The sequence below is a fragment of the Bacillus sp. FSL R7-0646 genome, assembly GCF_037969865.1.
Lineage (GTDB): Bacteria > Bacillota > Bacilli > Bacillales > Bacillaceae > Bacillus > Bacillus licheniformis.
This window is the reverse complement of record NZ_CP150217.1, coordinates 1904277-1917521: the sequence shown is the minus strand read 5'-3', so window position 1 is coordinate 1917521 and position 13245 is coordinate 1904277. Positions and strand designations below refer to the sequence as shown.

11 protein-coding genes are annotated in these 13245 nt (G+C 43.2%); 1 reads left to right on the top strand and 10 read right to left on the bottom strand.

The features are described from left to right. Positions 1–107 precede the first annotated feature (107 nt). From MKY62_RS09810 to MKY62_RS09765, 10 genes are all read right to left on the bottom strand, one after another. On the bottom strand, positions 108–806 hold the full coding sequence (locus MKY62_RS09810) for a hypothetical protein (protein ID WP_003182134.1): 699 nt from the start codon (positions 804–806) through the stop codon (positions 108–110). Between the two features lie 1279 nt (positions 807–2085). Next, the gene (locus tag MKY62_RS09805) at positions 2086–2427 is read right to left on the bottom strand and encodes a DUF4274 domain-containing protein (RefSeq protein WP_003182130.1); all 342 of its coding nucleotides are present in this window, start codon (positions 2425–2427) and stop codon (positions 2086–2088) included. A 1070-nt stretch (positions 2428–3497) separates the two neighbouring features. Continuing rightward, positions 3498–3932: a DUF2243 domain-containing protein gene (locus tag MKY62_RS09800; protein WP_003182126.1), complete on the bottom strand. Its 435-nt coding sequence runs from the start codon at positions 3930–3932 to the stop codon at positions 3498–3500. A 172-nt stretch (positions 3933–4104) separates the two neighbouring features. Beyond that, entirely contained in the window at positions 4105–5844 is a 1740-nt protein-coding gene (locus tag MKY62_RS09795; RefSeq protein ID WP_003182124.1) for a hydantoinase B/oxoprolinase family protein, read from the bottom strand. Next, the gene (locus tag MKY62_RS09790; RefSeq protein WP_011198003.1) at positions 5841–7319 is read right to left on the bottom strand and encodes a hydantoinase B/oxoprolinase family protein; all 1479 of its coding nucleotides are present in this window, start codon (positions 7317–7319) and stop codon (positions 5841–5843) included. The genes MKY62_RS09795 and MKY62_RS09790 overlap by 4 nt, the downstream gene beginning before the upstream one ends. Next, positions 7316–9421 carry a hydantoinase/oxoprolinase family protein gene (locus MKY62_RS09785; RefSeq protein ID WP_011201659.1) on the bottom strand — a complete coding sequence of 702 codons (2106 nt, stop codon included), beginning with the start codon at positions 9419–9421 and terminating at the stop codon, positions 7316–7318. Before MKY62_RS09785 ends, MKY62_RS09790 begins: the two co-directional genes overlap by 4 nt. Positions 9422–9445: 24 nt before the next feature. Further along, positions 9446–10795, bottom strand: a complete 1350-nt coding sequence (locus MKY62_RS09780; RefSeq protein WP_011198001.1) for a cytosine permease — start codon at positions 10793–10795, stop codon at positions 9446–9448. 32 nt (positions 10796–10827) lie between these two features. Next, positions 10828–11214, bottom strand: a complete 387-nt coding sequence (locus MKY62_RS09775; RefSeq protein WP_009328433.1) for an OsmC family protein — start codon at positions 11212–11214, stop codon at positions 10828–10830. A gap of 2 nt (positions 11215–11216) precedes the next feature. Continuing rightward, positions 11217–11840 carry a TetR/AcrR family transcriptional regulator gene (locus tag MKY62_RS09770; protein WP_009328434.1) on the bottom strand — a complete coding sequence of 208 codons (624 nt, stop codon included), beginning with the start codon at positions 11838–11840 and terminating at the stop codon, positions 11217–11219. Between the two features lie 213 nt (positions 11841–12053). Beyond that, a complete protein-coding gene (locus MKY62_RS09765) occupies positions 12054–12257 on the bottom strand; it encodes a hypothetical protein (protein ID WP_003182112.1) in 204 nt (67 codons plus the stop codon). Positions 12258–12784: 527 nt separating this feature from the next. Here MKY62_RS09765 and MKY62_RS09760 point away from each other — a divergent pair. Next, complete coding sequence (locus MKY62_RS09760) at positions 12785–13237, top strand: DMT family transporter (protein ID WP_003182104.1); 453 nt, start codon at positions 12785–12787, stop codon at positions 13235–13237. Positions 13238–13245 lie beyond the last annotated feature (8 nt).

Here is a 13245-nt window from a genome sequence, read left to right as displayed (position 1 = left end):
GGCTCTCCCCTGTTTCACAGCGGGATCTTCACCAAAGTCTTTTTGATTTGAAGGAATTGAAATTCGCCTTTTTTGTCTTCATGATTCTGTTACTGAACATAATATAGTTATCTTTCGTAATAATAAGCTTTGACCCAATAATAGGTTCTACCCTTATTTTCACACCATTCAACAAATCCCTTTGATCGTTCTTTTTTAAACATCACCCAGTCATCCAACAGATCTTGATAATAGTTAAGTGCTTCGTTATTGTTTTTCCTTGTTTGTTCACATTCTACTTTGTTGTTTAATTGCCGGGACTTAGCAAGAAGTGCTGTATCTTCTTTAATATCGCCAAGATACAAATCTTCGGAGATATGATGAAATGAATACCAAAGGGCGTTCAAATTAATATCGATTAGAGTTAATAAGGATAGTTGTTCATTCCCGCCACCAAGTCTAAGTGCATTGTTTAAATAATCGACACGGTTTTCAGGATTTAAAAACACCCCATACCACCTATATGGTCTTGAATCTTCAGGATCACTCTTCATCCATCTCTCAAGCAAAGGCTGTAAAAGTTCCTTTTCCAATGGATGAACGAGTACATGGTGAATATCATCTGATGTTTCAAATAAAGCAAACAGCCAACAAGCAAAATTCTGTTGTGCAATATCATCCCATTTCTTTGCTTCATCAATAAAGGAAGATAATGCTGTAAAGGATTTCTTACGCAACCCTTTTTCTTTGAGGGAACAAAACTTTTTAAATAATGGATATGCATCCAATCTGTCATTTTTCAAGATATTATTTAAGACATTTACCATTTTTACATCTCTCTTTGTTCAGAATAAAACCGTAATCTTTGAATAATCACAGCCCAGCCATATGGTTTGTGGTTTAAAAAAATCACAATCCAACTTCTTATACATGTATTTTAAAAATTCAATTTTTCCTTTTTTTATATTCATAAATCTAAAAATATTAACGAAGATATTCAAGATAAATACCAAAAACTCTTTATTGAATCTGAAAAAGCTAATGTTAGAAAATGTGTTCAAAATAGAGAATTTGCTAAAAAGATTCTTAACCAGGCTCGTTTTGAGAAAATTAAAGATGATATGGTTGATCAATAACAGTGGAGCCGTTGTTATTCATGGTCACTATGATCGAATTGATTAGTGTGTAACGCGTTTGCCTTAATTATTAGGATATATGCCCTGAGAGGAAGTTATTATCTTTCCCATCTAAAATCATCGAGGTGTTGAAATCATAAAGAAATTCAAATATTGCACAAGAAGATTTTCGAACACACAGCTCCCTCCCGTCTATTTTGAACTAAAAGGCCAATTAAGAATGCAGTTTATGAATTAGACCCCCTGTTTTAATAAGGGGTCTATTTTAATTCTGGATTAATCTTTTGTATTTTTTGTAGCTTTAAAGTTTTCATGATAAGGACTGTGCTAATATATAATGCTGGTATTCCCACAACAAAATAAAGCACACTTTTAGGCATAAACATATCATAAAAGTATAAAAATAGGGCTACCCCAAAAAACAGGACAACATATTTGCTTATGTTTTTCATCACAATCTATCATCCTTTAAAGTAAAGATCTATCCTTCTAAGGGAAAGTCTATTTTAATATGAGCCAGCCCATTGTGAGCTGGTTTGTATACTTGACTCGACTGTCAGCGGCAGTCGGGTCTTTTAGTTTATGCTTTTTACAAATTAATAAACCATTGCAGTGCTTTTGTTTAACGAATACCTCTTTCTAAACAGTATACTTCTCATTAAATTTCACTTCTTCCTAATTGCTGCATTCGAGTCGGTACTTCAGATGAAGAAATGTAATGCGTTAATATTTCAAATTATACATCAGTAAGTATTTTTTCTTTTATCTGATGGGTGCATAACTTTGGGAAATGATATGCCTCATATTTTAAAGTGAGAATTCTAATGGATTGAAATCCACGGGTAACTTTGGGTGAAAAACGCGTTAAATTTTCGGAACTTCAATCACTTTCCCTGGTGACTTTTCAAGTAAAGCATCGGGAATATGCGGGTTATTTTTTTAAAACTTAAACCGTTGAACCCTTGTTATTTCAGGATATATTTTGAGATTTAAACTGCAAATTTATAAGCTTTTGATATGTTTGGATTAAAAAATCTTTCCATTCTTCTAAAGCAGATGCTGAAACATTGTCTGGGCTTTCGAGCATACGATAACCATCTGCATAATGGAACATTAATAACCCCGTACCATAATCGCAATTCTCATTCTCAAGAATTGCTTTTGGAACATCAAAACCACTATTCCAATTATAATTCGCTGCAAAAACTTGAAGAATCACAGGGTTTTCAATATTTCTCGTCACTCTTACTAGATCGTCTTTATCTGTATTATAAAGCAGCTCCTCGAGGAACTTAATATCTTTCTTATCCAATACTGTTTTACCTCCTAACAAAAACACTTTAAATATTAGTCGACCAATTGTTTAAGCTTCCTTTCCCAAAGCTCAACTGTAGCACCTTGACTAGGATATAAAGGTAGACCTTTCTCTTGTAATGCTCTATTGATGAAATTTTATACTCAACGTAATACCATTCATCAAGAAGCTCCACATTATGTCATACTTTAAGTAGCCTTACAGTACTTTTAATATGGATTTTCAGTAGCATTCAATAGTGAAAGGATGCGTAACAAATGTGTTCCTCCAAGACCTTATTCTTCTAACGTTCTAACAATGCTATCCAGAAAGCAAGCGGATATTAGTGATTTTGCAAGACTTTATGAATTCAACCCCTTCCTAAGTCAATGAATATTTTATTACTATCGGACAGGAATCGGTCAAAAACCCTGTCTACTCAACAGAATGACACCTTCCTATCAAGATAAGTAACATGCCGCGTTTTAAAAAAGACGACCAGAGATGCGGTCGTTATGTTCTATAACAGTTTTTGCTGTGAGTACCTCTTCATATTGCCCTTGGGACTATATTGATCCAGAAATATTGAAACTTTAATAACATTTATTATTACTTTGAATCTTTATTTTTTACTTCCTTTAATATCTCCCTAAGCAACTGTTGGGTTTCCTCGTTTTGTTTACGATTTATCTTGTTTTCCTTTACCAATACGATCATGTAATATAAAAATAAAATGATAGCAGAAAATATAAGCAAATTAGGCAGCAGCACACTTAACATTTTATATGTAAACCTCCTATTTAAAAAAGATGTCCGTTAAACGATATGAACACCTTTTTTCCACTGAATATCTTTCTTTAATCCCCTTTTTGCTTGAAGTGAACAGCTGCACTTTGCCGCATTTTAAAAACTTGTTTACATAAAACGACTTCTTCAAGCGGCTGTTACTGATCACATCAATTTTTAAAATGGGGGTTTTTTATTTCTTCAAATTTTGACAAAAACAGGGCAGGTCTTGTTGAAACCTGCGCTTTCCCGAGAAATATTTTCTTATTGTATTCAGGTAGCTGTGCGGACAAACCACTGTTTTATCCCTGTTTGCCTTTTCGGTAGATCAGCCATCCGGCCAGAATGATCAAAAGGCCCGATGCGTCATAAGCAAAGTCGAATAAGAGGCGGTTCGGGCTTAGCTGGTTGACGTGGTGAATCTGAAGAAGATGATGGTTGATGATGCCTTCAAGGAAGTTAAACCAGCCCGCCCCAAGCAAAGAGGCTCCCCAAAAGATGTGCTGCGGCCGGCTGCTGCCAAGTTCGCCCCTGTTCCACAGCAGGATTCCGCCGATGAAAAGGATGACGAGCGAAAACAGATGGAACAGTCCGTCGCTCATAATTTGGTGAGAGCGGTCTGTGTCCATGTACACGCTGTGCCATTGAAGCAATTGATGAAAGATGATGCCGTCGATCATGGCGATGATGCCGACGCCGAACAGAAAAGGTCCCCAAAACGCTTTTTTGTTTTTCATATGATTTGGCCTCCTTCACATGCTAATCTGTTATGTACCCGCCGGTTAAAAAGATAAAACCGGTTATGTTTACATTCTCTCTCGAAAGCAATTATCCTCTTTTTACCATAGATGTCTTGAAAAGAAAAAAAGCTGATCCGAAAAGTAATTCCTCTCAGATCAGCTTTTTTATTTATGGAAGCCTGGATGCCCGCACACGTTTTGTTTCAGCTTCGTTAATGGCAAGTGTCTCAGGGTCAATCACGACACCATAATCCTGCAATGCTGATTCAATGCTGACAAACTCGTTTAAGACGTCGTCCAGCACCTTTTCCGGTTCACGTTCCAGCGGATTTCCCCAGCCTCCGCCGCCTGCACGGTAAAATTGGATGATGCCGCCCACAGGCATTTTGACTTCAAAAGCCGTTTCATCGATTTCTCTGGCTTCGTCTGTTCCATACCCGACAATCACCTTGTTGCTTGGTGAATCGCCGGCTCCGCAGAAGCCTTTTGTTGTGTTTCGGCCCCCTGCCATCATGACGCTTGTGCGGCTTTCCTTTAAGTGCTGGATTTGAACATCCAACCCGGGTGTGCCTCTCCATCGGCCCGCACCCGTAAAATCGCTTGTATATTCATGCTTTAATACACGGCTCGGGTATTGAACTTCGGTCATTTCAATAGATGGAAGAATAACTCCTGTCATAACAGGAGGATAAAGCCCCCATCCGTCCGTTTCGTATGCAGCTCCCGCACCGCCGGTATAGCCGTAAAAATTCAGATTCACCCACGGCTTGCCGTCATCGTATTTTCCGTGAGAATAGGCGAGAGGAAGCTTATGGGCGTTCACTCCGACCCGTTTTGGCGCACATTGTGAAATGGCCTGAAGAACAGCCTCGGCTATTTCTGCTCCGACGCACGCAGTCGCGTGTCCGCACGGTGCCGGCAGCTGCGGGTTCACAACTGTTCCTATAGGCGCGGTTACTGTTACCGGATTCATATATCCTTCATTGATCGGAATATCCTCATCACAGCAAGTCGAAATACCGACAAAAGCAAACGAAGTCGTATTTGAGAGCGGGCTGTTGATGAAGCCTTTTACTTGCGGGGATGAACCGGTAAAGTCAATGTGAAGATCGCTGCCTTTGACGGTCACCGTTGCGCGAACCTTAATATCGCGGTTGCCTTGAAAGTCGTGATCAGCGAATGTTTCACCGACATAGGTGCCGTCCGGCCAGCTGCTGATTTCATCGCGAACCCTGTTTTCTGTATATTGAATCCGGTTGTCAATGGCTGTAATCACCTTCTCGGCGCCATACTTATCCAGCATCGTCTGGATTCGGGAGGCAGCGACCTTGCACGCCCCGATCATCGCATTTAAGTCGCCTTCAAGCCAATGTGAAAGCCGGTTGTTTGCAACGATTAAATCGAATACATCCCTTCGCTTTTCTCCCCGCTCATAAATTTTTAACGGCGGAATCCGCAGCCCGTCATGCCAAATGTCTTTTGAGCGCGGATTGTACCCTCCGGCAACCGGACCGCCATTATCGGCCATATGGCTTCGTACAGCAGGAAGCAGGATCGGCTTGCGATTATAAAAAACAGGCATGACGATCGTCCAGTCAAGGCTGTGCGAGCCTCCATGATACGGATCATTCACCAGGAGAATATCCCCGGGGTGAAGATCATACCGAAAGGCGTCCAATAGATGGTCCACTGCGCCTACGACCGCATAAAGGTGAAGCGTACAGCCGGGGGCCTGCGCGACAAGGCGCGATTTTTTGCCGGAAAGGTCAAAGACGCCCGTCGTAAAATCATGCGCTTCGTTAAACAATGGTGAACGGGCCGTTCTCGTGACAGTGGCGCTCATTTCCCTGGCAACCGCATCAAGAGAACCGCCGACCACCTGTGATAAGATAAAGTCCTGATTGATCATAGCTGCTCCTCCTTTTGAGAGTACGTAAAGACGAGGAGGTTGCCTTTTTTCACATGTTGGTGTACCGTGCTTTCATAAAAGGTTTCGTCATGGTCTCCCGTTCTTGACAGAGACCCGTATTTTCCCCTTTCGCTAAAAGGCAGAAGAAGGTTGAAATAAATATCGTCCTCCTGGTTAAGCAGGGACACTTCCATTTCCTCCCCATTGTCCGTCCACTCCCGGGAAACCATTTTAAAACCGTGGTAAAGCTCCAATTCCTCCGCAGAGACAAGCATCCGTTGGCCAAATAAAGCAGGCGGTCCGAAGCCTTTTGAAGCTGAAGGATACCCGGGTGCGAGAACGATTGATTTTGTTTCGGCTCCTGTGCCAAGCTCCGGATAAAAAACGGCCTGCGGACCTGGCCCATAAATCGGCGGAAATTCTTCACTTGTGCCTTGTCCGTTTTGAATGGCTTTAAATACCGCTGCAGCGACGAAATGTCCGGTAATGCTTGGAGCTAGTGCTGTAGCTGCCGGAAATTCCGGATCTAGAATCGTTCCCGGCCTCGTCTTCGTTTGAAAAGGTTGAAGCGTTCCTTCATTGATCGGTATTTCATCGGCAATCCTTGCAAGAAACGGCCAAACGGCAAACGCCTTCGTTAAAGCGGCAGGTGAATTAACCGGCTTTACGGACTGCTCTGACGATCCGCTCAAATCGATCTCAACCGCATTCTCCTTCTTTGAAATTTGCACATGAATTGTACTCTTGTGCCCTTTGGTAACTTCAAACTCCTGGACAGCGCTCATTTCTGTTTCAGGCAGATGAGAGACATGATGCTCAACCCTTTTTTGGCTGTATTCAAACATGCTTTTGATCGATGCGGCCACTGTTTTTTGACCGTAGCTGCCAAGAAACGTTTTCAATTGCTGTTTGGCACCATGCAAACATGTATACATGGCTTCAAGATCCGCTTTAAAAGAAGCGGGCACCCGGCTGTTTGATAATAAAAAACGAAGAATATCAGTCTGCAGAACTCCTTGTTTATAAAGCTTAACCGGAGTAATTCTGATATTTTCCTGCCATACTTCAAATGCATCGGGATGGAAGCCCCCCGGATACTCGCCGGCCAAATCAATCATCTGAGCGCGGATAGCGGGGAAGAGTACGAGCTCCCCTTCAAGGAATAGCGGCGCCGCCATGGTGAGCGACTGCCCTTTCGTTCCGCCGCTGTATGGATCTGCGACCAGCAGCACATCTCCATCTGCGATATCAAACGAAAAATAGTCGAACAGATTTTCGACACTTTCTTTTAATGCGAACAAATGTTCAGGCTCGTATTGATGTTGAACCGCGATTTTCAGCTCATTCGTAAAAATCGCTGCAGCAAATGCCCGGTCTTGCGAAAGCACAGGAGAACGGGAGATTCGCTGCAAATTATCCCCGACTTCTCTGCCGATCGCTTGCAGCTTTCTATAAAGAATTTGAGCTTGGATCATGCATTTCCACCTCTTGTCGCCTGTTGAGCATGCTTTACTTCGATGACACAGTTGCGGTATGAATCGATTAGAGCCTCATGTCCCGGGTAAACAACAATGGTCGTACCCCATTGCTCAATGATGGCAGGACCGACAATCAGGTTGCCCGGCTCAAGCATTGACCCGTTGAAAATAGGCGTTTTCGCCGGTTCGATGTCAAAATACATATCGCGTTCACCTGTTTTCGCTTTTGAAGGATCCTCTTGTTCAAACTGCTCCTCCTTAAGCTTTAACGGCTCTCTGACTCCCACCAGATCAAGACGGAGGTTTAAGATTTCAATGTCGTGCTCAGGGTCTTTATGGGCAAACATTCTTTCATGAAGGTCATGGAAGTCTGCCGCCGTTGCTTCAAGATTCAACTCTGTAATCCTTCGCGTCCTTGACTTCACCGGTACGGTTACTTCATGGACTTCCCCCGCGTAGCGCATATCGATAAAGCGACGCGTTTCATATTGATTGGTGACCGATTGGCCTCCAAGTTTTTCGCGGGCCGTCTGTTCCATCTTTTCAAAATCGGCGTTCATCGCTTGCAGGTCAACGTTTTTCAAACTTTCAAAGCGCGTCCTGAGCTCCGTTACTTTAAGGTTTGCCGCCACATCGCCGAGCGCACAAAAGACCGGAGCAAGGGACGGAACGATAACGGTTTTAATGCCCAGGTCTTCCGCCTGCTTGCCTGCATGGATGGCTCCGGCGCCGCCGACAGCCATCAGGGCGAAGTTCCTTGGATCATGGCCTCGCTGTGTCGTTACAAAGTGGACTGCATTTGACATATCACTATTGACGATTTGTGAGATTGCAAGCGCGGCTTCCACTGTCGAAATTCCGAGCGGTTCGGCAATTCGTGTACGAATGGCTTTTTCAGCCAGCGAACGGTCAAGCTTCATTTCTCCGCCAAGGAAGTTATCAGGGTTGATATAGCCTAAGAAGACATTCACGTCTGTAACAGTCGGTTCTTCTCCGCCCCTTCCGTAGCAGGCCGGCCCCGGATTTGAGCCTGCGCTTCGCGGGCCGACTTGTAAAGCTCCGCCGCTGTCAATCCAGGCGATGCTTCCGCCGCCGGAGCCGATCGTATGGATATCCATCATCGGCAAGGCAACCCTGTATCTGCTGATCCAATTTTCCGTCGTGATCGCCGGATTTAATTTTTCGATAACCGAGACATCATAGCTTGTTCCGCCCATGTCTACGGTAATGACGTTCTCGTAGCCCGATTTTTCCCCGATAAAGGAAGCAGCCGTCACTCCTCCGGCTGGACCTGACAAAAGGCCACCCGCGGCAAATTTCCCGCTTTGAATGACATTTTGGACCCCCCCGTTTGATTGCATAACAAACAGTTCTCCAGTAAATCCGTCTTCGCGAAACCGTTCGTCAAGATGGTTTAAGTAGCTTTGCATGGAAGGGCCGGTAAACGCATTGACAATGGTCGTGCTCACCCGTTCAAATTCCCGAATCTGCGGCAGCACTTCATACGATAACGATACAAACATGCCGGGAGCTTCCTCTTGAATAATCTCTTTGACACGGATTTCATGTGAAGGATTCATGAAGCTGAACAGAAAGCAGACAGCAACGGCTTCGACCCCCTCTTGGATAAACCCGCGGACTGCCCGGCGGACGGCTTCTTCATCAAGCTTAGTTACGACATTTCCTGTATGATCCAGTCGTTCAGGAATCCCCACACGATACCTTCTTGGGACAATTTGATAAGGAGCTTCTAAGCGCGGAGAAAACACGCTTTCTTTATACGCGCGGCGGAATTCGATTTCGTCCCGAAAGCCTTCCGTTGTGAGAAGCCCCACCTTTGCTCCGTTATATTCCAGCAAGGCGTTAGTGGCAACTGTTGTTCCATGGACAACCAATGGACTATTGGCTAATAGATCCTTTACGTCTATTCCGATGATTTCAGCCATTTTTTTAATTCCGTTCATGACACCATCAGACTGGTCTGGGGTTGAAGGCGTCTTCGTCGAAACCATTTTTCCGTCCTTGTTGACTGCCACTAAATCTGTAAACGTCCCGCCGACATCAATTCCAAATACCCATTGGTTTTTTTCATTCATCATTGAAAACCTTTCCTCCTTATCCGCTTAAAAACCAGACGATTCCTCTGTCGCTTCTCCGATTTCGTAACGGAGATTTAATTTTGTGAAAATAAACGTAAAGATGATATAAATCAAAAATGCAAGTATAGTAGAGTTAATCGGCCCGATGCCGAACGTTATCTTTGAAGCGGTAAAACCTCCGATGATCACCGAAAGAATCGCCGCAACATTCAGCTTCGAATAAGTTGTTCCAGCCCCGAATTGATATTGTTTTTTCTTGATGACAGGTGCTGTGATCCAATGATCGGCGATCATGACTCCCGCAATCGGCGGAACATACAAGCCTAAGAATGTTAAAAATGGCACAAACATATTTTGGACACCTAGTAATGCAATGATAATTCCGATCACGCCCATGATCGCCACAAGTGCTTTCTTAGGAATGTTCACAACATTGCGAAGCCCTAGCGAACCGGTATACAAATTGTTATCGTTTGTCGTCCATTGTGCAAAAACGATGATTAAAAATGCTAAAAAGCCCAGGCCAAGCTTGCTCATAGCGGCAGGAATATTCGGTGTTGACCCGATATCCGGAACATTCGCGGCAATCGCCATTGCCGCTCCCGCAACAAGACAGAACACTCCTCCAAGGAAATAACCTACAGAAGCGCCTATTCCTCCTGAAACCGCTCCTTTTGCATATCTCGTCACATCAGGAAAAACAACCGCGCCCAATGCAGCATTTCCAACGACAATTGTAATTCCGGCAAATATCGTCAGAGGATCCCCTGTCGGGTGAAATGTCAGCAAGTTATGCCAGCTTCCTGAGTAATTGACAGCACTTATGATTCCCCATATGGAAAAAATGACGACTAAAGGTACAGCGATAAAGCTTAAAGCGGCAAGCCCGCGATATCCTATAAACGCGGTAAGGATCATTAAAATGCCGCCCCAAACGATGGCGACCTCAGGCTTTGCAAGCCAAACACCCGGAAACATTTCGGAAATGGTCGTGCCAAAGAAAGCAACCTGCCAGCCGAACCAGCCGATTCCAAGCGTCAGCGCCAAGACAATTCCAAAAAGGCTCGATCCGTAGCGACCAAAGGCCAGACGGGCAAGAACGGTAGTCGATATTCCGTATTTCGCACCCATTACTCCTTGAAAAAAGCCATATACCGCAAGAATCAGCATGCCTAAGACAGCTGCTAAAACGGCATGTGCAAAATTCAATCCCTGGATTAATGCCCCTCCAGTCACAATCGTCGACAATGAGATGATCCAGGCACAGCTTGTAATCGTAATGTTAAAAATCGATTTTCTTTTATTTTCAGGGACTGATGTAACAGCAAAATCATCAGCGTTTGTATAGGAAGGTTTTTTACTGTTGTTTTCCATTTTCATGCTCCTTCGTTTCATCATGTAGGTTGTTACACCATATTGGTATCAATCGTTACCCCTCGCTTTAACGTATTGCCGATTGTACATGCCCTTTCAGCAGAGGTGATTAGTTTCTTTTTATAGTCGGTCGGAAGATGCTCAGGCAATTTAACGCTAACCGAACATTTTTCAACACGGGACGGGCCTTCGGGGGCTTTAGCGGCGGAAACAGAAACGGAAAACTCATCCTCCAGCACCTCTATACCATCCCTTTCAAACATCTTTTGCAAAGAAATGGTGATGCACATACCTAATGAAGCTTCCAACAGCTCAATCGGTGTAAGTCCGTCTGAATTCGGAGTGAAAGACCCTTTCGCCTGCATACCGGCTTCATGAAAAATCCCAAACTCTCCATTTGTTTTTTGAATAGTAGACAAATTTAATTCCCCCTTTGGCCAATCAGTCCGAAAAATTCAAAATGAACCAATTCTTCAGTCATTTCATCAACTGAAAACTTAGGAACATAATTCAGATCATGCTTTGGCCCAAAAAGCCATTTTGATAGTGTGCCCAACACAAGACTTGTTAACATGGTGGCCTGCAGATCAGTGTTATGGGAGGAATTTAGCATTCCAAGTTCTGTAGCCCTTTGAATGTTCTTTTTAAATGCCTGTTCAACACTGATCAGCGCCTCTTCGATTGCCTCCCTGATTTCCGGATCGGCGCCTTGTCCCTTGACTAATAAAAATGTCATTAAGTTTCTATTCTCCTGTGCAAACGTAAAAATTCTTTTCATAAGCGCTGTCGTGGATTGGATCATATCATCGGCAAGAGCAAACGTTTGCCTGTAGCCTTGATGAATGGCTGCGAGAAGGTTATCTTTCCCTCTGCCTATGATTTCCTTGGCGATTTCTTCTTTGCTTTTGAAGTGCCAGTAAAAGGTTCCCTGTGCAACGCCAGCCTGTTTTACGATATCTGAAATTTTTGCCGCGTGGTATCCTTTCGTAGCAAAAAGCTCAAGCGCGATATGTAGCAATTCCTCTCTTGTGTCTGTATTCCCCATGTATTTCCCTCCTCACCCTAAGCCTTGATTGACAAGTCAGTCAGTTTTAGGGCTTTTATTCCTATTGGATTTGTAAGAATAATCTTATACAATGTTTTTTTTCTAGTCAAGTTGCTAACCTTTCCATTTTTCGCACAATTACAAGTATAACTTGCTTTTTTATCTTTTTGGTCAAGCATCGGCTGCTGTTAATTCTTTCATCTACAACTCGATCTATTTTTTCAAGAGATTTACAGTTTCATCGACTAACTCTAATAAAGTTTTTTTATGATGTGATGAAGAAACTTTTTGACGATCTAATTCCCGCAGCCTGGAATAAATGTCTTTCCGCTCACTTTGGAGTTCGCGTATGATCTGAATCTCGGCATTGTTCAGTTGCTCCAGTCTTAATCGGAGCGCCTCTCTTTCGTTGAACACGTTCCCACCCCCTAACAAAATATTACTTGTAGTGTAAAGGACTTTTTTCAGTTTAACAATTCTTCTTTCCCAAAAATTTGCCTGTTCAATTGGGTGAGCGGAATTTTGCCGTGATTCAAACTTGATTTTTTATACAAATATAGAAATGATATGTAGAAATAAAGCGGCTGTTGAGGAAAGTATTGGCTTTGAATTTCAATGTGCAGGATGCAATGGCAAAGGTCGCAAAAGAAAAGACAAAAGTGAGCTTTACAATGACTGGGATACCAAAGGTTTTTGTATGGCGGATCGTAAAAATCAAAGTTATTGTCCCACTTGGCTGTTCTACCGATTTGCGCTATTTAATACATAAGGGGGCACTCTCAACATTAAGCCGCAGAGGGGATCACAATAAGCAATCTTTTCATCAATCAACACTTGCATCATGAACTCCTTTTCGCCAAAATACAAGGTGTCCTTCAAAACAGCAAGGCTTTCCGCAGATTTGAAATAATCGTTCCAATCAACGCAAAAAGGAGTTTTTAGAAATGATGATCATTTTAATACTGATAGCCGGCATTTTGGCCGGAATGGCCATTCCCGTTCAAACCTCAATTAATTCACGGCTGGGCATGAAAATCGGGTCACCTTACGGGGCGGCGGCCATTTCTTTTTTTGTCGGGACGCTTCTCCTGCTCATTGTCGCCTTAGTGACAGAGCGCCATTTTTTGTCTATCATCGGACTTGTTCCTTCCATTCCCTGGTGGATCCTCATTGGAGGCGGATGTTTAGGCGTTTTTTATTTAACTTCAAATATTTTGTTGCTTCCGCGTCTTGGATCAGCTCTGACGGTTGTCGTCACTCTGCTTGGGCAGATGATCATGGCTCTGGCGATCGATCACTTCGGATGGTTTCACGTACCCGTTCATGAATTAAACTTTCCTAGAATCATCGGCATTTTATTCATTATTTCCGGAGTTTTCATCATCAAAAAATATTAAATAGCAAG

Excerpts from the sequence above, each read along its gene's own strand:
- MKY62_RS09810 (WP_003182134.1), bottom strand. The coding sequence starts at position 806 with ATGGTAAATGTCTTAAATAATATCTTGAAAAATGACAGATTGGATGCA.
- MKY62_RS09800 (WP_003182126.1), bottom strand. The coding sequence starts at position 3,932 with ATGAAAAACAAAAAAGCGTTTTGGGGACCTTTTCTGTTCGGCGTCGGC.
- MKY62_RS09795 (WP_003182124.1), bottom strand. The coding sequence starts at position 5,844 with ATGATCAATCAGGACTTTATCTTATCACAGGTGGTCGGCGGTTCTCTT.
- MKY62_RS09790 (WP_011198003.1), bottom strand. The coding sequence starts at position 7,319 with ATGATCCAAGCTCAAATTCTTTATAGAAAGCTGCAAGCGATCGGCAGA.
- MKY62_RS09785 (WP_011201659.1), bottom strand. The coding sequence starts at position 9,421 with ATGATGAATGAAAAAAACCAATGGGTATTTGGAATTGATGTCGGCGGG.
- MKY62_RS09780 (WP_011198001.1), bottom strand. The coding sequence starts at position 10,795 with ATGGAAAACAACAGTAAAAAACCTTCCTATACAAACGCTGATGATTTT.
- MKY62_RS09770 (WP_009328434.1), bottom strand. The coding sequence starts at position 11,840 with ATGGGGAATACAGACACAAGAGAGGAATTGCTACATATCGCGCTTGAG.
- MKY62_RS09760 (WP_003182104.1), top strand. The coding sequence starts at position 12,785 with ATGATGATCATTTTAATACTGATAGCCGGCATTTTGGCCGGAATGGCC.